The sequence below is a fragment of the Flavobacterium phragmitis genome, assembly GCF_900112575.1.
In the GTDB taxonomy this organism is placed as follows: Bacteria; Bacteroidota; Bacteroidia; order Flavobacteriales; family Flavobacteriaceae; genus Flavobacterium; species Flavobacterium phragmitis.
Genome location: NZ_FOMH01000004.1, coordinates 60,766 through 87,329, shown reverse-complemented (window position 1 = coordinate 87,329; position 26,564 = coordinate 60,766). Strand labels below are relative to the sequence as shown.

At 33.0% G+C, this 26,564-nt stretch carries 25 protein-coding genes; 8 read left to right on the top strand and 17 right to left on the bottom strand.

Going from position 1 to position 26,564, the window contains the following annotated elements:
• Together folK and BM289_RS08480 are read right to left on the bottom strand one after the other, a co-directional pair.
• On the bottom strand, positions 1–1,137 hold the full coding sequence (folK, locus tag BM289_RS08485) for a 2-amino-4-hydroxy-6-hydroxymethyldihydropteridine diphosphokinase (RefSeq protein WP_091492456.1): 1,137 nt from the start codon (positions 1,135–1,137) through the stop codon (positions 1–3).
• Positions 1,138–1,195: 58 nt separating this feature from the next.
• On the bottom strand, positions 1,196–2,386 hold the full coding sequence (locus tag BM289_RS08480) for a carboxypeptidase-like regulatory domain-containing protein (RefSeq protein ID WP_091492454.1): 1,191 nt from the start codon (positions 2,384–2,386) through the stop codon (positions 1,196–1,198).
• A 192-nt stretch (positions 2,387–2,578) separates the two neighbouring features.
• Between BM289_RS08480 and sppA the strand changes: the two genes are divergently transcribed.
• From sppA to BM289_RS08465, 3 genes are all read left to right on the top strand, one after another.
• The gene (sppA, locus tag BM289_RS08475) at positions 2,579–4,336 is read left to right on the top strand and encodes a signal peptide peptidase SppA (protein ID WP_091492453.1); all 1,758 of its coding nucleotides are present in this window, start codon (positions 2,579–2,581) and stop codon (positions 4,334–4,336) included.
• A gap of 11 nt (positions 4,337–4,347) precedes the next feature.
• Positions 4,348–5,298, top strand: coding sequence for an alpha/beta hydrolase family protein (locus BM289_RS08470; protein WP_091492451.1), 951 nt, complete (start codon positions 4,348–4,350; stop codon positions 5,296–5,298).
• 170 nt (positions 5,299–5,468) lie between these two features.
• On the top strand, positions 5,469–8,072 hold the full coding sequence (locus BM289_RS08465) for an AsmA-like C-terminal region-containing protein (RefSeq protein ID WP_091492450.1): 2,604 nt from the start codon (positions 5,469–5,471) through the stop codon (positions 8,070–8,072).
• 97 nt (positions 8,073–8,169) lie between these two features.
• Here BM289_RS08465 and BM289_RS08460 read toward each other — a convergent pair whose 3' ends face one another.
• Entirely contained in the window at positions 8,170–9,216 is a 1,047-nt protein-coding gene (locus BM289_RS08460) for a glycosyltransferase family 9 protein (protein ID WP_091492448.1), read from the bottom strand.
• Between the two features lie 165 nt (positions 9,217–9,381).
• A complete protein-coding gene (locus tag BM289_RS08455) occupies positions 9,382–10,176 on the bottom strand; it encodes a DUF2797 domain-containing protein (RefSeq protein WP_091492446.1) in 795 nt (264 codons plus the stop codon).
• Between the two features lie 241 nt (positions 10,177–10,417).
• Between BM289_RS08455 and BM289_RS08450 the strand changes: the two genes are divergently transcribed.
• Genes BM289_RS08450 through BM289_RS08440 form a run of 3 tightly spaced genes read left to right on the top strand, consistent with a single transcriptional unit; the run spans position 10,418 to position 12,725 of the window.
• On the top strand, positions 10,418–11,941 hold the full coding sequence (locus BM289_RS08450) for a GH3 auxin-responsive promoter family protein (RefSeq protein WP_091492445.1): 1,524 nt from the start codon (positions 10,418–10,420) through the stop codon (positions 11,939–11,941).
• Between the two features lie 32 nt (positions 11,942–11,973).
• Positions 11,974–12,213, top strand: coding sequence for a redox-active disulfide protein 2 (locus BM289_RS08445; RefSeq protein WP_091492443.1), 240 nt, complete (start codon positions 11,974–11,976; stop codon positions 12,211–12,213).
• 2 nt (positions 12,214–12,215) lie between these two features.
• Positions 12,216–12,725 (top strand): STM3941 family protein, encoded by a 510-nt coding sequence (locus BM289_RS08440; RefSeq protein WP_091492442.1) that lies wholly within the window; start codon positions 12,216–12,218, stop codon positions 12,723–12,725.
• Between the two features lie 464 nt (positions 12,726–13,189).
• Here the strand turns inward: BM289_RS08440 and serB are convergent, their stop codons facing one another.
• From serB to BM289_RS08410, 6 genes are all read right to left on the bottom strand, one after another.
• Positions 13,190–14,419: a phosphoserine phosphatase SerB gene (serB, locus tag BM289_RS08435; RefSeq protein WP_091492848.1), complete on the bottom strand. Its 1,230-nt coding sequence runs from the start codon at positions 14,417–14,419 to the stop codon at positions 13,190–13,192.
• Positions 14,420–14,570: 151 nt separating this feature from the next.
• Positions 14,571–15,011, bottom strand: a complete 441-nt coding sequence (locus tag BM289_RS08430; protein WP_091492440.1) for a VOC family protein — start codon at positions 15,009–15,011, stop codon at positions 14,571–14,573.
• Positions 15,012–15,140: 129 nt separating this feature from the next.
• Positions 15,141–15,578 carry an SRPBCC family protein gene (locus tag BM289_RS08425; RefSeq protein WP_091492846.1) on the bottom strand — a complete coding sequence of 146 codons (438 nt, stop codon included), beginning with the start codon at positions 15,576–15,578 and terminating at the stop codon, positions 15,141–15,143.
• A gap of 1 nt (position 15,579) precedes the next feature.
• Entirely contained in the window at positions 15,580–15,990 is a 411-nt protein-coding gene (locus BM289_RS08420; RefSeq protein ID WP_091492439.1) for a VOC family protein, read from the bottom strand.
• 123 nt (positions 15,991–16,113) lie between these two features.
• Entirely contained in the window at positions 16,114–16,518 is a 405-nt protein-coding gene (locus BM289_RS08415) for an SRPBCC family protein (RefSeq protein ID WP_091492437.1), read from the bottom strand.
• Positions 16,519–16,554: 36 nt separating this feature from the next.
• Positions 16,555–16,965 carry a VOC family protein gene (locus BM289_RS08410; protein WP_091492436.1) on the bottom strand — a complete coding sequence of 137 codons (411 nt, stop codon included), beginning with the start codon at positions 16,963–16,965 and terminating at the stop codon, positions 16,555–16,557.
• Positions 16,966–17,106: 141 nt separating this feature from the next.
• Between BM289_RS08410 and BM289_RS08405 the strand changes: the two genes are divergently transcribed.
• The gene (locus BM289_RS08405) at positions 17,107–18,072 is read left to right on the top strand and encodes a GlxA family transcriptional regulator (protein ID WP_091492434.1); all 966 of its coding nucleotides are present in this window, start codon (positions 17,107–17,109) and stop codon (positions 18,070–18,072) included.
• A gap of 171 nt (positions 18,073–18,243) precedes the next feature.
• Here BM289_RS08405 and BM289_RS08400 read toward each other — a convergent pair whose 3' ends face one another.
• From BM289_RS08400 to BM289_RS08375, 6 genes are all read right to left on the bottom strand, one after another.
• Entirely contained in the window at positions 18,244–18,897 is a 654-nt protein-coding gene (locus BM289_RS08400; RefSeq protein WP_091492433.1) for a murein L,D-transpeptidase catalytic domain-containing protein, read from the bottom strand.
• 101 nt (positions 18,898–18,998) lie between these two features.
• Positions 18,999–20,231, bottom strand: coding sequence for an ATP-dependent Clp protease ATP-binding subunit ClpX (gene clpX / locus BM289_RS08395; RefSeq protein ID WP_091492431.1), 1,233 nt, complete (start codon positions 20,229–20,231; stop codon positions 18,999–19,001).
• 178 nt (positions 20,232–20,409) lie between these two features.
• The gene (gene clpP, locus BM289_RS08390; RefSeq protein ID WP_091492430.1) at positions 20,410–21,084 is read right to left on the bottom strand and encodes an ATP-dependent Clp endopeptidase proteolytic subunit ClpP; all 675 of its coding nucleotides are present in this window, start codon (positions 21,082–21,084) and stop codon (positions 20,410–20,412) included.
• 314 nt (positions 21,085–21,398) lie between these two features.
• Positions 21,399–22,721 carry a trigger factor gene (locus BM289_RS08385; RefSeq protein ID WP_091492428.1) on the bottom strand — a complete coding sequence of 441 codons (1,323 nt, stop codon included), beginning with the start codon at positions 22,719–22,721 and terminating at the stop codon, positions 21,399–21,401.
• A 114-nt stretch (positions 22,722–22,835) separates the two neighbouring features.
• The gene (locus tag BM289_RS08380; RefSeq protein ID WP_091492426.1) at positions 22,836–23,180 is read right to left on the bottom strand and encodes a phage holin family protein; all 345 of its coding nucleotides are present in this window, start codon (positions 23,178–23,180) and stop codon (positions 22,836–22,838) included.
• A 162-nt stretch (positions 23,181–23,342) separates the two neighbouring features.
• Entirely contained in the window at positions 23,343–24,107 is a 765-nt protein-coding gene (locus BM289_RS08375; protein WP_091492424.1) for an alpha/beta fold hydrolase, read from the bottom strand.
• Between the two features lie 207 nt (positions 24,108–24,314).
• Here BM289_RS08375 and BM289_RS08370 point away from each other — a divergent pair, with 207 nt between their 5' ends.
• Entirely contained in the window at positions 24,315–25,655 is a 1,341-nt protein-coding gene (locus tag BM289_RS08370) for a hypothetical protein (RefSeq protein ID WP_091492422.1), read from the top strand.
• A gap of 50 nt (positions 25,656–25,705) precedes the next feature.
• Here the strand turns inward: BM289_RS08370 and BM289_RS08365 are convergent, their stop codons facing one another.
• Positions 25,706–26,560, bottom strand: coding sequence for a DUF4249 domain-containing protein (locus BM289_RS08365; RefSeq protein ID WP_091492421.1), 855 nt, complete (start codon positions 26,558–26,560; stop codon positions 25,706–25,708).
• Positions 26,561–26,564: the final 4 nt, after the last annotated feature.

Below are 26,564 nucleotides of genomic sequence, written 5' to 3'. Positions count from 1 at the left end.
TTAAAAGGCAGTTTTCTTCTTAATTTCATTCAGAATAAAGATATAATCTTCGTGTCTTTTTACAAAATCACGATCCGAAACATCAATAATCAAAACATTCAAATCGGTTTGTGATTTTATATATTCCAAATAGCCATTATTGATTTTTTCCAAATATGAAGACTCAATATTTTGTTCGTAATTACGTCCGCGTTTTTTGATGTTTTGCAGCAATCGTTCTGTGTTTTGATATAAATACACATACAAATCAGGCTTTGGCATTTCTTTGTAGATAATATCGAACAGATTTCTATACAAACGATATTCGTCTTCCTGTAACGTAATCTTGGCAAAAATGAGCGATTTAAAAATATGATAATCCGCTACAATGAAATCTTTAAACAAATCAAACTGTGCCAAATCATCGGATAACTGCTGATAACGATCGGCTAGAAAAGACATCTCTAACGGAAAAGCATATCTGTTTTGATCTTTATAAAACTTAGGCAAAAACGGATTATCTGCAAATCGTTCTAAAACGGTTTTGGCATTGAAATCCTCTGCAATTTTATGCACTAAAGTAGTTTTTCCAGCACCAATATTTCCTTCAAAAGAAATGTAATTAAATTGATTTAACGGTATTTCATCCAAAGGATTTTCTAAATCATGAACGACCGTGCAGATACTTTCATCTGGAGTAACTGCAATCAATTCGGCTATTGTTTTGTGTAAAATAGGATGTTTCCAATTTAATTTTAAATCTTGCATTGGAAGTAAAACAAAATTCCTGTTTTGCATTAAAGGATGTGGCACCTGAAGTTTCTCCGAATCGATAATCTCACCATCAAAAGCAATCAAATCAACATCTATGATTCTAGATTGATAACCTTCTTGATTAGAGCGGATTCTTCCTAATTCTTTTTCAACCTTCAAAACCTGACTTAATATTTTATGTGCAGAAGAATTGGTATGCAAAAGAAGCGCACAATTATAAAAAGCATCACTTTCAAAACCCCAGGCTGGAGTTTCGTAAAGTTTTGAAACCTGAATGACAGTCCCGACATTTTGATGAATTAAATCAATACAATTTTGGATATTTTCTAGTCTGCTGCCTTGGTTGCTGCCTATCGATAAAACGACTTGATGCTGTAATTTCATAATTAATGCAAATTAACTAAAACTATTTTAGAATTAACTACATTATTTGATCCAACACTTAGAAGTTTCCAACTACTTCAAACTCTTTTTTATTCTCTTTGTTATCTGAAACCTTTTTTAAAAAATCTTTCAATTCAGTTGTTAAAGGCAGTTGATTCTGGCTTTTCCAAAATTGTTCCGAGTATGGAAATTTTACTTTAAAAATATCTTTATCAATGGATAAATTTGAGTTTGTTTTTTCTGAAATAAAACTATTCGGTACAAAATACTGAGTAGAATAATCATAAACCCTATCTCTTATCTTCTCATTAGCGATAAGTTCTAATTTAACATTGGAATTAGCATTATTTAAATAATATTTCCCAAGAGTTAAATTCTTTTTATAATTAGCTGTTCTCTTAAAACTTGTTGTTCTGTATTCTGTTTTACTTTTTTTACTATAAGGTACTTTTTCTGGATTATTATAAAAATCAAAATAAGTTTCAACTATAGCAAAATCTGACTTATTAATCACAAAATAACCGCTGGTTCTCTGCTCCATCGAGTTAGCTTCTTTTCTGATAAAACGAATTTTATAATAATCCGCAGGAATATCTTTTTCCTGAGTTAGCTCAAATTCATCAGGCACTATATAAATTAATGCGTTTAAATCAAATAGTTTTTCAAAACTCTGAAATTTAAAATAGACAAAATCAGATTTTTCAGAAATTCCAACTTTCCTCATATTCAAAACCTCTACTTTACATTTATTATCTGGCTGAATTTTGGTTTTAAAAATACTTTTCTTGGAAACTTTTCCATAAATATCCTGGAATCTTACCAACTCATTGTCTTTTTTTAAAACACATCTTAAAAAGAAATTTTCATTGTAAGGCTCAAAAATGTAATTCTCTCTTAATTTAGAATACGCCTTTTTTAGTATTGCTAATTCCTGTCCAACTACGACTTCATCAAGTTCCACCATTTTACTTTGTAAAAAAATAGTATCCTGATTTTTTATCTGATGCAGACTTGTTTTTAAATCTTCATAACCAATCAGACTAAAATTAATATTCTCGTTGTCTGAAATAAAAGAGAATACTCCTTCTCGATTCGTTAATGAATTATCTTTTTCATTATAAACATTAACTTTATCCAAAGGTGTTTTTGATGTTTTATCTGCTACTACTTTTATTATTTGAACTTTTTGAGCCACAATCAAAAAATTGTTTAACAAGAAAAAAATCCCGAAAACTATTATTTTATTCATAATCCTAAAAATTAAAACCAAATATATGTAAAATAATATTTATCTTACAATTTCAAAAAATATGCTGCATCCGTTTTATTTAAAAAAAAATCAACAATATTTACCAAACCGTCAAATCAAATTCAATCTTATTTGGATTATATTTGTAACAAACCAAACTTTTTGGCTACTTATTTAAAAAAAAATATACACATGAAATTTTTAGGAAATGTACTCGCTACAGTAATTGGTATTTTTGTTTTTATCATGCTCTTTTTCTTTGGAGTAATATTTATTGCAGCACTTTTTGGTGGAGACGATACCGTTTCGGTTAAATCAAATTCGGTTATCGAATTGAATTTAAAGGAAATCAAAAACGATTATGCAGGAAAATATAAAGATCCTTGGGTAACTCGTTTTTCTGAACAAAAAGGGGTTGGTTTGACCGATGTGCTTAATGCTATCGAAGCGGCCAAAACAGATGACAACATCAAAGGAATTTCGATTTTAAACGATCAGTCCTCTCTTGGTCTTGCACAATACAAAGATTTAAGAAATGCATTGGAAAGCTTTAAAAAATCAGGGAAATTTGTTTGGGCTTACGCCAATGATTATTCGCAAAAAGAATATTATTTAACTTCTGTTGCTAATACTATTTACATCAATCCAGCAGGAGATTTGGATTTTAAAGGTCTTTCTTCTGAAGTTATGTTTTTCAAAGATTTTCAGGATAAATCAGGAATTCACATGGAAGTGATTCGTCACGGAAAATATAAAAGTGCTGTTGAGCCTTTCTTAGAAAATAAAATGAGTGATGCCAACAGAGAACAAATCACGGCTCTTTTAAACTCAGTTTGGGCTACTGTTTCTGCAGACATTTCAAAAAGCAGAAATATTCCGCTACCGAAATTAAATGAAATTGCAAACGGACTTTTGGCCAGAACTCCTGAAATGGCAAAACAACAGCATTTGGTTGACGTTATTGCTTATGAAGATATCTATCATGATGCAATCAGAAAAGCTTTAAAAGTTGATAAAGACGAAGACTATAACAAAATTTCGATTTTAGATTATACTCAAAATAATGTAACAACTGCCTTAACCAATACTGCAACTGATCAGATTGCAATTATTTACGCTCAAGGCGAAATCGGAAGCGGTGAAGGAGATGTTAATACTATCGGTGAAGGTTCAATGCGTCGTTCTTTACAAGAAGCAAGAAAAAATGACGATGTAAAAGCAATTGTTCTTAGAATTGACAGTCCGGGAGGAAGTGCACTTACTTCTGATTTAATCTGGAGAGAAATTGAGATTACAAAAAAAGTAAAACCGGTTGTAGTCTCTATGGGGAATTACGCGGCATCTGGAGGCTATTATATTGCCTGCAACGCCAACAAAATATTTGCCGAAAACAATACCATCACAGGTTCTATTGGAGTTTTCGGAATGTTGCCAAACTTTAGCCCATTAGCCAACAAATTGGGAATCAACTCCGAACAAGTTAAAACGCATGAGAATTCAGCAAATTACAGTCCGTTTGTACCTGTTGACGAAAAATTTAAAGCGTTTACTTTAGAAGGAGTTGAAAAAATCTACAACACTTTTGTTGCTCATGTTGCCGAAGGACGTAAAATGACTTTCGAACAAGTTGATGCTATTGCACAAGGAAGAGTTTGGTCTGGAACAGAAGCTGTAAAATTAGGATTAGTGGATAAAATTGGCGGTTTAAACGACGCTATTGCAGAAGCGGCTAAGATTGCTAAAATCAAAAAGTACAGTACTCAGAATTATCCAGAGTATGAAAAAACTTTTAGCGATATTCTTTCTGGACTGCCTTTTGCAAAATCTAAAGAAGCTTTCCTAAAAGAAGAAATCGGAGAAGAAAATTATATGCTAATCGAGCAGGTTAAGAAATTCCAAAAACAAAAAGGAATCCAAACCATGATGCCGTACGGAATCAATATTTATTAATTGACTGAAAGATGAATAAGATTATTCTTTTTTTGACGGTTTTATTTTTGAGTGTTTTAAATGCTCAGACTAAAAAAGAGATTACTTTTAAAGAGACTCCAGCGGTTTTAAAAATAAATACCGATCAGTTATTTGGCACGCTGACAACTCCGGATTTAACGAAAAAATATCCCGTTGCTTTAATCATTGCAGGTTCTGGCCCAACAGACCGAAACGGAAATAATGCCATGATGAAAAACAATTCGCTGAAAATGCTGGCAGAAGCTTTAGCTAAAAATGGAATTGCATCGTTACGATATGATAAAAGAGGAATTGGAGAAAGTAAAGCCGCTGGTGGAGATTCTGAAAGCACTTTGGTTTTTGAAAACTATATTCAGGATGTAAAAAGCTGGATTAACTTTTTAAGACAAGACAAACGTTTTTCAAAAGTAATCGTAATTGGTCACAGCGAAGGGTCTCTAATTGGAATGATTGCTGGTGCAAAAGCAGATAAATTTGTATCGATTGCTGGAGCTGGAGATTCGGCAGATAAAATCATCAAAACACAAATTGGTGCCAAAAAGATGAAGCAGCTTGATGATATGACGTTCCCGATAATTGATAGCTTAAAAAGCGGACACACCGTAAACAAAGTCGACCCAATGCTGAATTCGCTTTTCAGACCCAGCATTCAGCCTTATCTGATTTCTTGGTTCAAATACAATCCACAGACAGAAATAAAAAAACTTACAATTCCGATTTTGATTTTACAGGGAAACAGCGATTTACAAGTTTCTGTTCAAGATGCTGAAAATTTAGCCGAAGCGAATAAAAATTCAGAAAAGCAGATTATTGATAAAATGAATCATATTATGAAAACCATTGATGGTGATCAAAACGACAATATGGCGAGTTATAACAACGAGACACTTCCGATATCTGAAACACTGATTGATAAGATTGTTTCATTTATTCAGAAATAATAAAATAAATAAGACTTTAAATCCGTTTGAAATACTTTCAGGCGGATTTTTTATTTAACAAAATAAATACTATTCTTACATTTTTAAGAAAACTTTATCTTCACACTCTGCTAAAAAAAACTATTTTTGCATGAGTCGATTTAAAAAAGTAAACCCTCAAATCTAATTATATGCTAAAGAAAGTTTTAAAAATAAGTGCCATTGTTATTGTGGTATTTGTTGCCGCATTATTTGCCATTCCGTTTCTTTTTAAGGATCAGATCAAAGCTAAAATTGTCGAAGCAATCAATGAAAGTGTTGATGCTAAAGTAAGTTTTAAAGATGCTGATTTAAGTTTATTCAAGAATTTCCCGAACGCAACTGTCGGAATTGAAAAACTGGTTATTATCAACAAAGCGCCTTTTGAAGGTGATACTTTGATTTCTTTGGGAGAATTAAACTTAAAAATGAGTGTTAAAGAACTTTTCAAAGGAAAAGATGAACCTTTGAGCATTCAAGGAATTAGTTCTACAAACGGTTTAGTAAACATTATCTTCAATAAAGATGGTGTTGGGAACTTTGACATTGCTTTGAAAGATCAAAAAGAAGACAAAAAAGACGAAGCAAGCAAACCGCTTTCTTTAAAAATTCAGAATTATAAAATCGAGAACTTCACTTTTAGATATATCGATCAAGGTTCAAAAATTAAAATGGTAATTGACAGTTTAAATCATGAAGGAACTGGAGACTTTACCAATTCAAAATTAGATTTAACTACAAAATCTACGGCTAAAGTTTCATTGGACATGGATAAAATGAATTACATGAAAGATGTAAAACTAACTTTAGACGCAGTTCTTGGAATTGATTTGGACCAAAGCAAATATACTTTTAAAGAAAACAAAGCTTTAATCAATCAATTGCCATTAGAGTTTGACGGTTTCATTCAAATGGCCGAAAACAAACAGATTTACGACTTGAAGTTTAAAACTCCTACCTCATCATTTACCAACTTCTTAGGTTTAATTCCGTCTGCTTATGCTTCAAGTTTAGAAGGCGTAAAAACGACTGGAGACTTTACCGTAAATGGTTTTGCTAAAGGAGAATTAACAGAAACCACTGTTCCTAAATTTAATATTGAGATTGCTTCTAACAATTCTTCTTTCCAATATCCTAACTTACCAAAATCGGTTCAGAATATTGTAATTGATACTAAAATCATCAACGAGACCGGAATTCTAAACGATACTTATGTAAACTTAGACAAACTATCTTTCAGAATTGATCAGGATGTTTTTAACGCTAAAGCGAATATCAAAAACATAACCGTAAACCCAATTGTAGATGCAGCTTTGAAAGGAACAATCAATTTGGCGAATCTTTCCAAAGCCTATCCAATTAAAATGGACAAACCTCTTGCAGGTATTTTAAAAGCAGATGTGACGACTAATTTTGATATGGCTTCTGTTGAAAAAAGCCAGTATGAAAACATCAAAAATGCTGGAACTATGAGTTTGTCAGGATTTAAATATACTGACGAAAACAATAAATCGATGAACATCAGCACGGCATTAGTAGAGTTTAATCCAAGTAAAATCAACTTAAAACAATTTGATGCTACAACTGGAAAAAGCGACATTAGCATTAATGGAGTTTTGGAGAATTTCTACGGTTTTATGTTTAAAAAACAAGAATTGAAAGGAAACTTCAACATGAGCTCGAATCAATTGGCTGTTGATGATTTTATGACTGCCGGCGAACCTGCAAAAGAAGAAACCAAAACTGCAGCAAAACCAGCTGAAGCAATGAAGATTCCAGCGTTCTTAAACTGTACTTTAAATGCAAAAGCGACAACGGTTTTATACGACAATTTAAAACTTAAAGATGTTTCTGGGAAACTGCTTATTAAAGATGAAAAAGCAACATTAGAAAACTTTAAAACAAGTATTTTCGGAGGAACAATTGGTTTAACAGGTGCTGTTTCTACAAAAGAAAAAGTTCCAACTTTTGATATGAATCTTGGTTTTAATCAAGTGGATATTGCGCAGACTTTTACGCAATTGGACATGATGAAAAAAATTGCTCCAATTGCCGGAATCATTAATGGTAAATTAAATTCGACTATTAAATTGAACGGTAATTTGGATGCAAAAGAATTGACTCCTGATCTAAAATCAATTTCTGGTGATTTGTTAGGACAGTTATTATCTACTACGGTAAATGCTAATAATTCTACACTTTTGAATTCTCTTTCAGCAAATGTTAAGTTTCTTAATTTAAACAACTTGAATTTAAATGACTTAAAAATGGCATTGACTTTTAACAACGGAAAAGTAAATGTAAAACCATTTGATATTAAATATCAAGATATTAAAGCTACAATTGGCGGAACTCACGGCTTTGATCAAACGATGAATTACACCATTAAATTTGATGTTCCAGCTAAATATTTAGGAACTGAAGCTAATAATTTGATTGCTAAATTATCTCCTGCTGATGCTGCAAAATTGGAAAATATTCCAATCAACGCTTCTTTAACTGGTAATTTTTCAAATCCAAAAATCAGTACGGATATGAAAACGGCTGTGAGTAATCTAACGACTCAATTGGTGAATCAGCAAAAAGAGAAATTGACGCAAAAAGGAACTGCAGCGCTTACAGATTTGATCAACAAAAACACCAAAGCGAAAGATACAACGCAAGCCGCTAAAACAGAAAAAGAGCAAAAAACACAAGAAGTTACTAAAAAAGCTAGTGACTTACTGAATGGTATTTTTAAGAAAAAGAATCCGTAATTTTTGAGATACTAAGATGCTAAGGCACTAAGATTCTAAGTTTTTTACCATAAAAAAATCCTGTTTTCGAACAGGATTTTCTTTTTATCATTTAATTCTATTTGTTTAGAATCTTATTTATCGCTTTAATAAAATCTGGAACACCAAGAACGCTTGTACCTAAACCTACGCTTCCATTTCCATAAGGCTCATATTTTTTCAAGTTTGAAACCGAAAAAAGACCAATTGTTGGCGCTTTTGAAGCACTGGACAAATGCATAATACCGCTGTCTGCTCCTACAAAAACATCTACATTTGCCAAAACAGAACCAATTTCGCGAACATCTTTACTGTAAAAAGTAGGCGCTTCAAAATTGATTTGAGAAACATTTTCTACTGGTAAAACTTCAAAAATATTTTCGTTTGGATATTCCTTTTTTAGTGCTGTATAAAATGACGCCCACCATTCAGGATTATAGCATTTTTCGCCTGTGGCAAAAGTAAAAATGGCAATAGTTCTTTTATTAGGATCAATAATTTTATCTAAAATCTGCTTACCGTTTGCAATTTCAGCTTCAGATAATTTTAAGTCTATTAGTGCTATAGGTTCATTTTTATCTTCTATTCCAATCTGGCTTAAAAAGTATCTAAAATTATATACCGGATATTTCGCAATATGTTCGTAATCGTCATGCTCCAAAGTAACATTTTCAGGAAGATTTCCAAAGAACTTATATTTAGCGTTTGAAAATTTTACCGCAAGTCTCCCCGAAGAAGAGTTTTGATCGACATTGATGACCATGTCGTAATTCTGTTTTTTTATTAAAGTCCAAACCTTAAAGTATTTTATTAACTCTTTAAATGGTTTTTTAGGAAGAGGAATAATTTTATCTACAACCTCATAATTTTCAAAAACAATTGGAGCGACAAAACCTTTTACAAACACATCGATTTTACAACTTGGAAACGTTTTGGCTACTTCTTCAACTAATGGAGTAATTAAAAGCATATTTCCTAATCGGCCATTTGGTCTACAGATTAAGACTTTTTTGATCTTACTCTTATCAATAGATCCAGTATTACTAACATTTGAATTGCCGATATTCTTCGTCAGATTGCGCATTAGGGAACGCCTAAAAGCATTAACTTTTTTTAAGTTACTCATGTGGTATTTGTTTGAGGGGTATTTGTTTTTGAAAATTAAATTTGCTTCAACACATCAAAGCTATAATTATTCATCAACTAATTAACACAAAACCACAAAATAAATTGTAAATTTTAAATTAAAATAACTTAAAAGCAAAAAACATAACGATTTAACAATAAAACCTTACACGTCTATGGTCACAACATAGCCTTCTGAACCACGTATATTAAATACCGTTCCGTTTTCAAACAATAAATATTGGCCCTTAATTCCGGTTAGTTTACCACTAAATGAAGGTGTTTTATCCAAATTCAAACTGTTTACTTTTGCAGGATAACTCAAAACTGGATATTGCAATTCATACAAATCATTCTTTTGTGAGTAAAAAAATTCTTTAACTTCAGCTGGAATTAAGCTTTCAATCTTTACTTTTTCGGCAACCAAATCGAAAACCTCAACCGAATTTTGTAGCATTTTTCTCCAGTTGGTTTTATCTGTATAATGATCTTTTAGCGCCACCTCTGTAATTCCTGCCAAATATCGGTTTGGAACCTCCACAACTGCTATGGCCTGTGAAGCACCTTGATCGATCCAGCGCGTTGGAACTTGGGTTTTACGGGTTACGCCAACTTTAATTTCACAAGCAGCTGCCAAATACACAATATGTGGTTGCAACTGCACTTTGGATTCATACTCTAAATCTCGGTCAGCAATTCCTAAGTGTGCTGTACTTAATTCTGGTCTCATAATCCAATCCCCAACTGCTGGACTTGAATAAAAACAGTCGTAGCAAAAACCTTGTCTATATATTTTTTTCTTTTTACCGCAATTCAAACATTGAAATCCAACAAAATTAATTTCGATTTCTTTATCCAGTAATTGATTCACGTTTAGAAAACTATCTTCAAAAACTAAATAGTATTGAATTGGACTTCCCAATTCGGTTTGCATTTTTGTCAGGACACCTTGATATTGCATTGCTCTTTTTATTTATATTGCTGATTTAGATGAATCAACAGAATTAAAGTTTTTAGTGTTAAAATTCGACCTTATTAGTAGAATCTTTGTTTAAAATCGAATTGTTTTTTACAAAAAAACACTATTTTTGATATGAAGACAAAGTTACTATTTGTCTCTCGATATTCAAATTTTAAGTTTTTAGTTTTACATGGATTGTGAGATTTAAAACCTGAAATCAGTAATCTAATAAATCAAATTCATGCCTTTATCCATAATCAATTCGTTTGCCTCTTGGGTTCTTAAACAAAGGATTCATCAAATAGAGCTTTTTTTAAAATATCCAAATGAAGTTCAGGAAGAATTATTGCATAATTTAATCACGGCATCCGAAAATACAGTTATTGGAAAAAAATATGAATTTTCGACAATTAGCTCTTATCAAACCTTTGCCGAAAGAGTTCCAATCGCCACTTACGAAGAATTACAGCCTCTTATCGAACGTACCCGTTTAGGCGAACAAAACGTTTTTTGGGAAACACCCATTAAATGGTTTGCCAAATCCAGCGGTACCACAAACGCTAAGAGTAAATTTATTCCTGTGAGTAATGAAGCTTTGGAAGACTGCCACTACAAAGGCAGTAAAGATTTACTATGCCTTTATTTGAACAATAACGAAGATTCTGAATTGTTTTTAGGAAAAAGTCTTCGCTTGGGCGGAAGCTCTCAGATTTATGAAAACAACAATACGTTCTTTGGAGATTTATCGGCTATTTTAATTGAAAACATGCCAATCTGGGCCGAATTCAGCAGTACGCCGAGCAGTAAAACTTCTTTGATGAGTGAGTGGGAAACCAAAATTGCCGCTATTATCAACGAAACTAAAAATGAAAACGTAACCAGTTTTGCAGGAGTTCCTTCTTGGATGCTGGTTTTAATGAATAAGGTTTTAGAAAATACAGGCAAACAAAGCTTATTGGAACTTTGGCCAAATCTTGAAGTTTATTTTCACGGAGGTGTGAGTTTTTCTCCATATAAAGAACAATACAAAAAATTACTGCCAAGCAAAGATTTTAGATATTACGAAATTTACAATGCTTCTGAAGGATTCTTTGCCATTCAGGATTTGAATAATTCTAGTGATTTATTATTGATGCTGGATTACGGAATTTTCTACGAATTTATTCCCATGGATACTTTTGGAACTCCAAATCAAAAAGTAGTTCGTCTGGCAGATGTTGAACTGAATAAAAATTATGCGATTGTCATCACGACAAATTCTGGTTTGTGGCGTTATTTAATTGGCGATACCGTTCGTTTTACGTCGTTAAATCCGTATAGAATTAGAGTTACGGGACGAACCAAACATCATATTAATGTTTTTGGCGAAGAATTAATGGTCGAAAATACCGATCAAGCGATTGCAAAAGCGTGTCAGGTAACACAAACGGAAGTGATTGATTATACGGTTGCCCCTATTTTTATGCAGGACAAAGAAAAAGGCGCTCACGAATGGATGATCGAATTCAAGAAAAAACCGGCAGATGTTGGTCTTTTCCAAAAAGTTCTGGATGAAACCCTGCAGACTTTAAACTCTGATTACGAAGCGAAACGCTACAACAATATGACTTTGAATCCGCTGGTAATTAACGTTGCCAGAGAAAATCTTTTTTATGACTGGCTCAAAGAAAGAGATAAATTAGGCGGACAGCATAAAATTCCAAGACTTTCCAACGAAAGAGATTATTTGGAACAATTGAAAGAAATGCAACCAACCAAAATATAAATTTTACCCAAATCCCAACAAAACCAACCAAAATGAAAAAGAAGTTCAACGAAATGACTAGTGAAGAATTAGTTAAAACGCAAAAATCATTAAAAACGGTAACTTATTTATTTGGTGTTATTTTACTTCTCTTATTTGGCCTGAACATCTTTTTGATTGCTAATAAAGGTTTTAGTGCTTCGAATGTTATTCCAATTGCATTGCTTCCTATTTTTATTTTGAATATGAACACTTTGAGAGAGATTAAGAAGGAATTGGAATCTAGAAATTGAAGATGAAAATTCTTTATCCATATTTCGCTCTTAAGTTATGGGCTGATTCACTTCTTTTTCTAATTATTTTTAGTGGTTGGATATTATTATTTGCTTTAAGCAACAATCAACCTTTAGGGATCATTATTGCTCTGATTTTACTAACAATAACTGGGAGGTATTTTAGAAAAACAATCAAAAATTTATATCGAAATTTAAAAAAACTTCCAGCATTAGAATTAACAGATGATTATTTAATTGACCACGTAAATGATATTAAAATTCGATGGTCATATATTATTAAAGCTGATCAAATTTCAATTAGAGGAAACACTTTTGTTCGTTTTATTTTAAGAGATAAAGAAAAATATTCGGAACAGCTAAAAGGTTTGCTTGCAAAAATTATGCTTAAACTTCCCGATCCTAATAATTTGGCTATAAAAATAGAGCTAAGTTTGGTTAAAGGAAAAAATGAAGAAATTTATAATCAGATTTATAAAATTTTCCAAGAAAGAAAACTTTATAATTTTTAAAAGTAACCTTATTTTTAGGTTAATATTTAAAATATCAAATTAATAAAGTCTTATTTTTTCTTCAGCTAAAGCAGGAGATAATTCAACTGGAAATCTTACTTTATTTTAAAACGATAATTCCACTAAATCGCATGAGGGATAGTAGTGGGAATCCTTTTGTGTCTCGTTTCTTTAACGAGACACAAAAGATTACTTCGTCAGTTCACTATCGCTCGTGTGTAACGAATAGCCCGACCCGCCTTTTTCTGGCGGGACATGCCCAAATAAAAAAACCTCAGTTCTTTATTCAAAAGACTGAGGTTTTGTTTTTTTAAGCTAAGTATGTCATCCTGACGAAGGAAGGATCACACACAGAACTCGACAAAGATTGACGATACTCTTTGCGGAATTTCTTATGTGATCCTTCCTTCGTCAGGATGACAAAAAAAATGAGGTAAATCTGCTTTGTCAGGGCAACAATTGTATTACATCATATCAATATATCTATCGTGGTATCCTAAAAGGTATAAAACACCATCCAATCCTAAACTTGAAATTGAGGTTGAGGCGCTTTCTTTTACTTTTGGTTTGGCGTGGAAAGCAATTCCTAAACCAGCTAAATTCAGCATTGGCAAATCGTTTGCTCCATCACCAACTGCGATGGTTTGATTGATATGAATACCTTCTTTTTCGGCAATCGCTTTTAAATATTCGGCTTTTTTCTGACCGTCGACGATATCGCCGATATATTTACCGGTTAGTTTTCCGTCTTTTATTTCTAATCGATTGGCGTGAACGTAATCTATTCCTAATTCTTTTTGAAGATATTCTCCGAAATAAGTAAATCCTCCCGAAAGAATAGCTGTTTTATAACCGTAATATTTCAAGGCTTTCATTAAGCGGTGTGCTCCTTGCGTAATTGGTAAATTAATCGCCACATTTTGTAATACTTCTTCGCTTAAACCTTCAAGCAAAGCCATACGTTTTTTGAAACTTTCATTGAAATCAATTTCTCCATTCATAGCCGATTCTGTAATCGCTCTTACCTGATCGCCTACTCCATTCAATTCTGCCAATTCGTCGATTACTTCGGTTTGGATTAATGTAGAATCCATATCGAAGCAAACTAAACGGCGGTTTCTTCTGTAAATATTATCTTCCTGGAAAGAAATATCGACATTAAGTGTTCTGGAAATTTCCATAAAACTTGCCGTCATGATAATCTTATTTACAATTTCTCCCGTTACAGATAGTTGAATACAAGAACGCGGATACTGCTCTTTTTCGACAATAGAAGTTCTCCCTGTTAATCGGATAATAGAATCGATATTCAGGTTTTGATCTGACATGATTTTGGTTACAGCCGCCAACTGAGAAGCCGCCAGTTTTTCGCCCAAAATATTGATAATGTATCGTTGTTTAGATTGTGATTTTACCCACTTTTCGTAGTCATCTATAGAAATTGGAATAAATTTTACTTTGATTTCCAGTTCGTAAGCTTTAAACAAAAGGTCTTTTAAAACTGGTGCAGACGAAGATCCTGCAGCAATTTCAAACAAAATCCCTAAAGAAAGTGTATCATGAATATCGGCCTGACCAATATCTAAAATATTTGCATCATACGCCGCCAATACAGCCGTTAAACCTGCTGTAACCCCAATTTTATCGTGTCCAGAAACTTTTAATAAAATTATCTCTTTATCCTCTACTGCCATTTTTTCTTTATTGATTTTGAAGCGACAAAAATCGGCAATCTCTTGTTGATAAAAAAGAATAATCTTTGTTTTTTTAAAACGAAAAAGCACATTTTCATGTGCTTTTTCAAGTAATTTAACAATTATGTTCTACTATTAAAATAACATAACTTTAGAATTCTCCCATTGGCTGATTTTTATCAAAACTCACCATCCAGTTTACGCCGAATTTGTCTTTAAACATTCCGAAATATGATCCCCAGAAAGTGTCATCCATCGCCATTTCTACTTTTCCTCCAGCAGAAAGTCCGTTAAAGATTTTATCTGCCTCTTCTCTACTTTCTGTATTGATTGAAATAGAAAAATTATCTCCAAAACCTACGTCTCCATATCTTGGATGACTGTCGCTTCCCATTAAAATAGTATTTCCAATTGGAAGCGAAACGTGCATGATCCGATTCAGAGCTTCTTCTGAAAGCACTTCGCCTTCTTCTGCCGGAGCATCTTTATATTTTCCAATATATGGAAAATCTCCCCCAAATACCGATTTATAAAACAGGAACGCTGCCTCGCAAGTCCCGTTAAACATTAAATATGGATTTATTGCTGCCATGATGTTTTTATAGTTTTTAATGTTAATTGTTTGTTGTTTGTTGTTTGTTGTTTGTTGTTTACAAAAAAAAATCTTAATTCTTAATTCTATTTTCTTTACTCTATTTTCTATTTTCTTTGCTCTATTTTCTTATCCTTCAGACAACTCTTTAATAATTTTTAGGGCCTTCGGAAAAGCATCTTTAAAATAGTCCAGATGTTGTTCAATTACATCGACCTCAACATGAAGGTCTACTACATTGCCTTTTTGATCCAATCTGTAGGTTTCCATTGAACCGCTCCATTCATTTGTTTTGTCATCGATAGGCACTTCCTTAAAATCTTTTATCTCTCCCAAATGTTTAAAAGCCATATATTCATACGGAATTTTCCTTTCTATAATACTATTCATTCCTCCTCCGCCTGGGCCTAGAAAATAAATTTTATCCCCTTCATTCCAATTCGATTCGGCGTAACTTCCTTCGGCAAAAACGTTTGTCCATTTTCTGTACGTTTCGTCATCCCATAAGACCCTCCAAATTTTTTCTTTGGAAGCCTTTACATCAATATTAAAAATTAATTTTTCCATCTCAATTTGGTAATTTACTAAAGTCCATAAATAAAACATTCCAGCGATGACCGTCTAAATCGGCAAAACCACAGCCGTACATCCAGCCTTGACTTTCTGCTGGAGGAGCAAAAACAGTTCCGCCGGCTTCTTCAGCTTTTTTAGCAAGTTCATCTACTTCTTCCCTGCTTTCAGCATCAATCGAAATCAAAACTTCAGAACCGGATTTCGTGTCAACAATCCCATTTTGAGAAAAACTAGAAAACAACATTTCTTCAAAAAGCATTACTACAAAATTATTTTCGCCCACAACCATACAAGTCGAACTTGGCGTATCGTGTTGTTCATTAAACGAAAATCCAATTTTCCAGAAAAAATCTTTCGCTTTTGCTACATCCTTCACAGGCAGGTTTAACCATATTTGTTTTGTCATCTTTTTTTGTTTTTTTGAGTTAGTTAGATAGTTATTCGTTTTTTTTAAACCATATAAGTAATGTAAGTTATTTTAAGCTACTCTGCACCTCTGAGCCTTTGTCACTTTGAACCTGCAAAAAAATCAATTGTTTTCTGCGTAATTTTTAAAATTATCCAAAATAGCCTGCCAGCCAGCGCGTTGCATTTCTTCAGGGTTTTGTGATTCTGGATCAAAACTTTCAATTATTTCAACTCCGTCTGCTGTTTCGGTAAAAGTAATTTCGACCTTTCTTCCATCTCCCATCACATATGAAAGCGCTTCATTTGGTTTAACCAAAGTAAATTCTCCTCCAAAATCAAAACTCATACTTCCGTCTTTTGCAGCCATCGTGGATTTGAATTTTCCTCCCTCTCTCAAATCCGCTTCTGCATAAGGTGTGTGCCAATCAGGAGAAGCAAAACTCCATTTTGTAATATGTTCTGGTGTGTTCCAGAAATTCCACACTTTATCAAGAGATGCATTAACGGTATTTTTTATTGTTATCATATTATATGTTTTATATCGTTTACTTTTATTTATTTTCTACATCTCATTTGGAATCTGACTTTCATCCATATAAAAAACTTCCCAATGGTGTCCGTCTACATCCAGAAAAGTCCTTTGATACATCCATCCATAATCCTTTGCTTCAATATAGTCTGTTCCTCCTGCTTTAATTGCTTTTTGTATCGTTTCATCTACTTTTTCACGCGAGTCCAGCGAAATCGAAATCAAAACTTCGCTTGCTTTAGAAGCGTCACAAATCTGCTTCTTCGTAAAAGTTTTATAAAACTCTTCTACCAAAAGCATTACAAATATATTTTCGTCAATAACAATGCAAGCGCCCTTTTCGTTAGTGAATTTTGGATTGGTCGAAAAACCAAGTTCGTTATAAAAAGCCACTGCTTTGTTTAAATCTTTTACGGCAAGATTTAAGAAGATTTTTGTTTTCATCTTTATAAAATTACGAATTAATTAAAACAAATTTAATTTTTTAAGATTAGTTTAAAATGTCAATAAAAGTCATTTTTAGGGGCATTTGAGACAAAATACGTATTTTTGTCTCCAAGCTAATTTCTAAAAACCACACCAATCATGAGTAAGAAACTAGGATTAATCGTACCTCACGACTATAAATTGCTAAGCATTGCTGCTATTCTGGAAGTATTTGAAACAGCAAACAAATTGAGTCCCGAAGCCGAAAAACCATTCGAAATCATGATTTTTCAATCTAAAGAACAACCCGATCAAGGAAATTTATTTGGATACGAAAGCCATTCTATTGAAACTTCAGACATTAGCTTAGACCTCATTTTGATTCCAGCCTTTACGACTGACAATATGAGCGAAATGATCAAAAAGAACCAAAACTTTATTCCGTGGTTGCAAAAACAACATAAAGCCGGCGCTGAATTGGCAAGTTTCTGTACGGGAGCATTTTTGTTTGCCGCTTCCGGTTTGTTGAATGAAAAACTGGCCACTACACATGTTGATGCCTGCAGCGCTTTTACCAAAGCTTTTCCGATGGTAAAACTAAAACCAGACGAAACTTTGACTGCCGATGGAAGTCTGTACACAAGCGGCGGTTCTACCTCAACATTTCATTTATTGATTCTTCTGGTTCAGAAATTCTGCGGCAACGAAATGGCTGTCAAAATTGCCAAGATATTTTCTATTGATTTAAATCGATACAAGCAAAGTTATTTCAGCACTTTCAGGCCTAACCATTTACACAATGACACTTTGGTTGCTATGTTACAGCAAAAAATAGAAAGTCAGTATCACACTATCGAAAAACTGGAAGAAATTACCAAAGATATTCCAACAAGCGCCAGAAATATGACTCGTCGTTTTAAACAAGTTACGGGAATTCCGCCAATTGAATATCTACAGAATATAAGAGTAGAAAGCTCTAAAAAATACTTGGAACAAACACAGCTTTCGATTTCAGAAATTATCGAAAAAACAGGTTATAACGATCCAAAAGCCTTTAGAAAAGTATTTTATAAAATGGTTGGTATGAAACCTATTGAATATAGAGAGAAATTTAGAGTACAGTAATTTTTTTGTAGAGACGCACTGCAGTGCGTCCAACAATTGATTTTGAAATATCTTAAACCTTATTATGCGTGCGTAGACGCACTGCAGTGCGTCTCTACAGTAAAAAAACGTATTAAAACACTGTTTCGATCAGCGCTAATTAGAAAGTTTCATTTTCATAAGTTTGAAAAATCAGGACTTAATAATCCACATTAAGACTTTTTTATTTGTTTTCAAAAGCTCATCGATTTCTTTCATGCTTTCGTTGGAAACTGCCGGACAACCCCAGCCTTCCGGCGTTCCTTCAGGAAAAACTTCATTATCTGAAACCGCTTCCCAAGAATGGAGAACAATAGCACGATTACGGGCATTGGAATTGGTTTTATCCTTTCCCTGTAAAACATAATTCACTTTGATTCCCCACTGACTAACGCCGCGATCCAGAATAACATATTTCCCAATCGAAGAACAATGCGAATCAAATTCGTTGCTTATCTGCGGTTTCTCTTTAGAAGAAGTCCTTCCCCATTGATTATCGCCACAACCGTGACTTACCAAATAGGATTTCGAAACTTCTTTCTTTTTAAAATCATAAACAAAAAATCTTTTATAACCCGAATGCAATCCTAAATCAATCAAGATAAATTTGTTTTGATTGAGATTGTTTGTTTTACAGTATTGTTGTGCTTCTTTATAGTAGTTGTTGTAGTTGATTTCGACTTGGGGTTTTTCTTCTAAAATTGTTTCTTTTTTATGTTCATTTTTAGAAACCACTATTTCCTTTTTATCTTTTTGATTACAAGATAAAACCAAAGCTAAACCAAAGCCAAAAATAATATTTTTCATGATGACAATTTACATAAAATCTGCAATGAAAAACTTGATTAAAAAGCATAAAAAAACCTGTTCAAATAAATGAACAGGTTTTAGAAAAATATTTTTAAAAATTAAGAAGCAATTTCCATACGTTTCAATAAGTTTTTACTTAGAGTATGTTCTGCGTATTCTTTGTCGATTGTCAAAGTTGTATCGTCTGATGTTGGCAGTTCGTACATTGCATCTGTTAAGATAGCTTCGCATAAAGAACGCAATCCACGAGCACCTAATTTGTATTCTAAAGCTTTGTCTACAATAAAATCTAAAGCTTCATCAGTAATTGTAAATTCAACATCATCCATTAAAAATAATTTTTGGTATTGTTTTACCAATGCATTTTTAGGTTGAGTCAAAATGGCACGAAGTGTTTCTTTATCCAAAGGATCCATGTGTGTCAAAACTGGCAGACGACCAATAATCTCTGGAATCAATCCGAAATCTTTAATATCTTTTGGAATGATATATTGCAGTAAATTGTCTTTATCAATATTATCTACATTTTTAGAAGTTGAATAACCAACAGCCTGACGGTTTAAACGTTTTGAAATAATACGCTCTACTCCATCAAAAGCTCCTCCGGCAATAAATAATATATTCTGCGTATTTACCTCAACAAATTTCTGGTCTGGATGTTTACGTCCTCCTTTTGGCGGTACGTTTACAACAGTTCCTTCTAATAATTTTAATAAAGCTTGTTGTACACCTTCTCCAGAAACGTCACGGGTTATTGACGGGTTATCGCTTTTACGGGCAATTTTATCAATTTCGTCAATAAATACAATTCCTCTTTCTGCTTTGGCTACATCATAATCTGCAGCTTGAAGCAAACGAGTTAAAATACTTTCAACATCTTCTCCAACATATCCCGCTTCTGTTAATACTGTCGCATCAACAATAGCCAAAGGAACGTCTAACATTTTGGCAATTGTTTTGGCTACCAATGTTTTTCCTGTTCCTGTTTGACCCACCATGATGATGTTACTTTTTTCAATTTCCACTTCATCGTCTAATTGCTGTTGCATTAAACGCTTGTAGTGATTGTAAACCGCAACCGACATCACTTTTTTTGTCTGGTCTTGACCAATTACATATTGATCTAAGAAAGCTCTAATTTCTTTTGGTTTCTTTAAAATTAAGTCGCCAATATGTTTTGCGCTTCCACTAGATTTTAATTCTTCTAATACAATTCCGTGTGCCTGTTCAATACACTTATCGCAGATATGTGCATTAATACCAGCAATCAATAAATTAGTTTCTGGCTTCTTTCTTCCACAAAACGAACATTCTAATACTACTTTTGCCATTCTTTATTTAAGTTACTAAGCTGCAAAGATACTAAGTTTCTAAGCTTTTTAATTTAATAAAAACTTAAAAACTTAAGCCTTTGCAGCTTAAACCTTTATTTTTTTGTTTCAAGTTTTATTTTGTTTTAGGTTTAAAGTTAACTATTGGAACTTGAAACCTGAAACCTGAAACTTTTTTTTAACTTCTTCTCAAAACTTCGTCGATCATTCCGTATTCTTTAGCTTCATCAGCTTTCATCCAGTAATCGCGCTCGCTGTCTTTATGAACTCTTTCGAAAGTTTGTCCTGAATGGTGAGAAATAATATTGTACAACTCATCTTTCAATTTCAACATTTCTCTTAAGTTGATTTCCATATCTGTAGCAACACCTTGCGCTCCTCCAGACGGTTGGTGAATCATAACTCTTGAATGAGGCAAAGCAGAACGTTTTCCTGCCGCTCCTGCACATAATAAAACTGCTCCCATAGAAGCCGCCATTCCTGTACATATTGTAGCTACGTCTGGTTTGATGTACTGCATAGTGTCATAGATTCCTAAACCTGCATAAACGCTTCCTCCTGGAGAGTTTAAATAAATTTGGATATCTTTTGAAGCATCAGCACTTTCTAAAAATAATAATTGTGCCTGAACGATATTAGCGATTTGATCATCGATACCTGTTCCTAAAAAGATAATTCTGTCCATCATTAATCTTGAGAATACATCCAGTTGCGAAATATTCAACTGACGCTCTTCGATAATATATGGTGTCATGTTTGTTGGAGTCATTGCAGCAACAATTTTATCATAATACATTGCATTTACTCCTTGATGCTTTGTAGCAAATTTTTTGAATTCTTTACCGTAGTTCATATTTTAAGTGTTCTAAGTTTTACATTTATAATATATCCTTCCATCAAAGGTTGTACCTCTTTCGTAAGGATGTCAATTTGTCTTATTTCTAGCCCAGATAGCAATGGAAAGCTTTTTGAAATGGCAACTATTTTTTGTTGGTTAAAAAAGCGACCAACGGAAGCTCTTTTTTTACCTTACAGAAAAAGACAGCCGTAAAAAAACTTGTAACGGATAGCTGGATTAGCTTCTGAAAAGTAATCAAAAATTAATTAAAACAAAAGAGCGTCAGGAAAAAAAACCTGACGCTCCAATATATAATGTTTCTCTAGAAATTATTCTCCGTAAGACGCAGCAATAAATTCTTCGTAAGTAACTTCTTTAGTTGTAGGATTTGCTTTTTCTTTGAATAAATCCAACAATTTAGCTGCTACAACTTGCTCAGAAAGTCTTTTTACTTCTTCTTGGTTAGATAAAACTCTAGCCACGATTCCTTCTACTTCTTCGTCAGTTGGGTTTGTTTGACCAAATTGAGCCATTTGCTGTCTGATAGCATTTGCTGTAAAAGCTTTCAAATCTTCAAAAGTGATTTGGATGTTACTTTGAGCCATTGCTTTTCCTTCGATCAATTGGAAACGTAAACCTTTTTCAGATCTTGCGTATTCCACTTCAGCTTCTTCTGCAGAAAGTTTTTTCTCTCCAACAGTTTGCAACCATTTTTTCAAGAATTCAGCTGGTAAATCGAATTTTGTGTTTTCGATTAAGAAATCTTGAACGTCTAATAATAATTTTTGATCCGCTTGCTGTGCAAATTGAGATTCAGCGTCTTCTTTAATTTTAGCTTTTAAATCTTCTAAAGAAGCTACTTTTCCTTCACCAAAAAGTTTGTCGAATAATTCTTGGTTTAATTCAGCTGGCTCAGAACCGTTGATTGCTTCTATAGTAAAGTTTACTTCAACATCTAAACCGTGAACACCTTCGTGACCTACTTTTAAGTAATCCATTAATTGGTGATCGTCATCAAATAAACCTTTTGTGCTTACTGTAACAACATCTCCAACTTTTTTACCTGTGAATTGTTTTTGAGCTTTTTTGCTGAATGCATCCACAGCAATTGTAGTTGTATTGTTGATTCCGTTTGCTTCGCTAGAGAAAGTACCAGTTAAGTCAGATTTTGCATCAGAAACTTCTTGTGGAACTGCTTTTCCAAATTGTTTTTGGATACGTTCTACTTGTCCGTCGATTAATTTATCGTCTGCAGTAACGATATATTTTACGATATTATTTTTAGCTTCAAGATCAATTTCGAAGTTTGGCACTAAACCAATTTCGTATTCGAAAGTTAATTCTTCAGCATCCCAGTTAAAATCTTCGTTTACTTTAGCAAGAGGAGTTCCTAAAAGATTTAATCTTTCAGACTGAATATAACGCTCTAAAGCCAAATCAACTACTTTTTTGATCTCTTCTTGCTTAATAGCTTTTCCGTATTGTTTTTCAACTAGATCTTTAGGCACTTGTCCTTTTCTGAATCCTTTTACTTGCGCTAAAGGCATTTTTTCGTTAATTCTTTTTGCTACCTGACCTTTGTAATCCATGTGAACAACGTTCATCACAATTGTCTCGTTAACAGCGTCTATTGCTACTCTTTTAATATCCATCTTCTTCTTTAATTTACATAATAAAATTGGGTTGCAAAATTATAAAATTTTTGCAACCCAACCAAGTTTTTAATCTATTGTATTTGAAGCAGTTTTAATCTGCTCTATTTGTTTTTATTTATCGTCTCCCAGTATTTTATAAGTAATAGATTGAAGTAGAGACAAAATAATACTGAAAATTAATGCTGTCCAGAACGAATCGACTGCAAAACCGCCCACAATCTTAGTAGACAACAAAATAATTACAGCATTGATGACCAGCAAAAATAAACCCAGTGTAACAACTGTTACCGGAAGTGTCAAAACAACCAAAATTGGCTTTATAAAAACATTCAGTAATCCTAAAACTACTGCAACAATTACAGCTGTACCGAAACTCGCAACATGCACTCCGGTCAAAATGTTAGACAACAATAAAACAAGGGCAGCAGTAACAAGGAGTCTAAGTAATAATTTCATAATTATTCAGGTTTTAAATTTATTTAAAAGTAATACTTTTTATATTCTCAAACCACTGAAATTTATTTTTTCTTGCCACAGATTAAAAGATTTTCACAGATTAGCAGTTATAAATCTGAAAGAAAAAATCTTTTTAAATCCTTTCAATCCGTGGCTATAAAATTATTCTTTTAAAAACTCGGTTGTCAGTTCAAAAAACATTTTTGGATTTTCTGCATGCAACCAATGCCCTGCGTTTGGAATGGTTTCTAATTTTAAATTTGGGAAATGCTTGCGAATTGCATCTAAATCTGAATCTTGAATATAGCCCGAATTTCCTCCTCGAATAAATAAAGTCGGATTATTAAAAACCAAATCATCTGGAAGAGGTTTTCCAATCGCATCCAAATTATTATTGAAGGCATTCAAATAAAACCGGAAAGCCAATTGTCCAGGTTCTTTCCAATAAAGGTTTTTTAATAAAAACTGACGTGTCCCAAAATCCGGAACATATTGTGACAGTATTTCTTCAACATCATTTCGGCTTGGTTTTACTGAAAAATCGACAGCATTTAATCCTGCTAAAATTTCCTGATGATGTTGTTTGTAAAATCTTGGTCCAATATCGGCTACAATTAACTTATCTACTATCTCTGGATGTGTTGTTGCAAAAAGCATGGCTACTTTTCCTCCCATGGAATGACCTAGAATATCAATTCTTGTCAAATGATTTGCTTGACAATATTCATAAACATCCTGAACCATTGCTTCGTAACTCCATTCGTCTGAATGAAAACTGCGTCCGTGATTTCTTAAATCTAAAAGATGAACCTGAAATCCAGCCTCTACATATTGACCAGCCAAAGTTTTCCAATTATCCGACATTCCAAGAAATCCGTGCATGATGACAAAAGGTTTTCCTTCGCCTTCTATTTTTGAATATAACATTAAATTTTCCTTTTGAATTCTACTACAAATGTAAAAAACTTATCTATTAATCTGTAACAGAATGTATTCTCAGTACATTTTGATTTGAAAAAAATTAATAAAAAAAAGTTTACAACAGTACGGTTTCCCGTAATGCTTTTAGAATTAAAGGAATTACCTTCGCACCATAAAATTTAACCAACTAATTCATTTAAATTAACAAAAATCATGATTAAAAAATTCATTTTGTTATCATTGGTTGCTTCACAACTTATGATTTCATGTTCTAGTGATGACAGCAACGACAAACCTGAAACAGAACAAACAGTTGAAGAACAAATTGCTGAATTACTAAAAAAGCCTTACTCAAGTCTTACCCCTGCACAGCAAAAAACAAAATTGGAAGCTGAAGCTAACGACATGCTTACGCAATTAGACAAAACAAAAAGTTCAAGCGCTATTGAGGCATTTGAAAATTTATCAAGATTATTGGATATTGACCACATTGATATTTTCAATGGAAAAAACAGTAATCAAGTAGAAGACATTTTAAACATTTCTGGAGTATACGGAGTATATACTTGGAACAATACCAATAAAGCTTGGGTTAAAACTGCTTCTACTACAGAATTAAAATTTGTTTTCCCAGCAAAAGAATCTCAGACAGCAAATAATGCGGTGTTTACTTCAAAAGCAGTTTCTTCAGATGTAAAAGTTGATTTTTTTGATGGCTACAATGGAAATGCTTCTGTATATGATACTATTTTCCTTCCATCTTCTTCAGATGCAACTTTAACTATCGACAATACACAGTCTGCAACATTTACGCAAACTGCAAAATACTCTTCAAAAAACCAATCACCAGACGAGTTTGCTTATAAAATGACGCTGAACGATGGATATACTTGGGAAATGAGCGGTAAAAAAGGTACTGAAAACACATCAAAAGCAGTACTTACTTATAATGGAAAAAACCTAATTGATTTTAGCGCCGGAAGCAATGCTGAAATCGATAAATTAATAGACAATGATGAGCTTGTTCAATACAGAGGAAAAGCAAACGGTTTATTTAAATTAATGGACAATTTTGTTATTGTTGCCGACATGGATTTAGCTACTGAAGCTGCCGACAAAGAAGCTTTATACAAAAACAATACTCGCCCAGCTTACCTAGATTCTAGCAATCCAAAAAGCGATTATAAAGCATATTACACTGCGCTAAACGCATACGAGAAAAAAATCTCAGAAGGAAACGCGGCTAACTTTAACAAAAACATGAAATTAATTTTAGTTTCTAAAAAAGATGGAACTAAAATCGCTGACATTGTTCAACATTCAGAAAAAGATGGTGAATATACATTTAATTTACCTGTTTGGAATGCTCAATCTAGCTATTGGAACTTTTGGAATCCTAATGGCGAAACTTTTACACAGCCATATCTTTATGAAGCTTATTACTTGAAATTCAACGACAATACTGAAGTAGAAATGAGTGTTTATTTCTCTGAAGGATTTGAGAAATTTGAAGCTAAATTTGAAGATTTTATTGCTGCTTTCGAAAAGAAATAACACCTTTTAATCGATAGCTTAAAGCCGATTTGAAAAATATCAAATCGGCTTTATTTTTTTGGAGGCGTTCTGACAATTATTGTACTTTGCCCATATCCTGCCCAAATACCAATTCCTCCTTTTATATTGGATTTTAAACTGGTGTTGGATGGATAAATCGGATTTTTGCTGTTTACAATTTCGTTCTGCCAGCTATTCCAGAAATCTAATGCTTCTTTAGTTTGGGTCCTCAATTTTACATGAATTAAATCTCCATCAGCGAAATAAGGCGTGAATTTTGTTTTTGGAAACAATAAAACACCTCTATTAATCTGCACAGAAACCGAAGGACTTTCGAAATTTTTATCATCTAAATTTCCATAAAAGGAAGGAACAAAAATCGGTTCTTCTCCATCAATCTTTGTAGCGATTTGATAATAGTTTTTTTCATTTACAGGATCATCGAATTTTACAAAAACATAACCCGTTGTATCGGCCGCATTCTTCTTTACATATTCGGCACTTTTTAAAGGCACCGATTTAGGAATCAAAGTTACCGCTTCGATAACGCGGTCGAGATATTCAATTTTAATAGAATATTGTTTGCCTGCTTCGCCCTTTAGCGTTGAACCGAAATACACAAAAGGCGGAATTCTGCTTTTATCATTTTTCACTCTCAAAACCTCAAAATTTTCACCATCTGAAACCGTAATTTTTGCTGACCTGATTACATGATTTAAAACATTAGTAGAATCGATAACATCTGTCACCGGAATACTGCTCGACAATAAAACATTTGCAAAATCACCTTCTTCAATCCAACCCTCAACCACTATTTTAGACTCCAGTTTTTTTTGCTCACTAAAATTATCATTAGAACAACTCATTATCGTTAAACCGAAAAGAAACAATAGATACTTTTTCATTTTT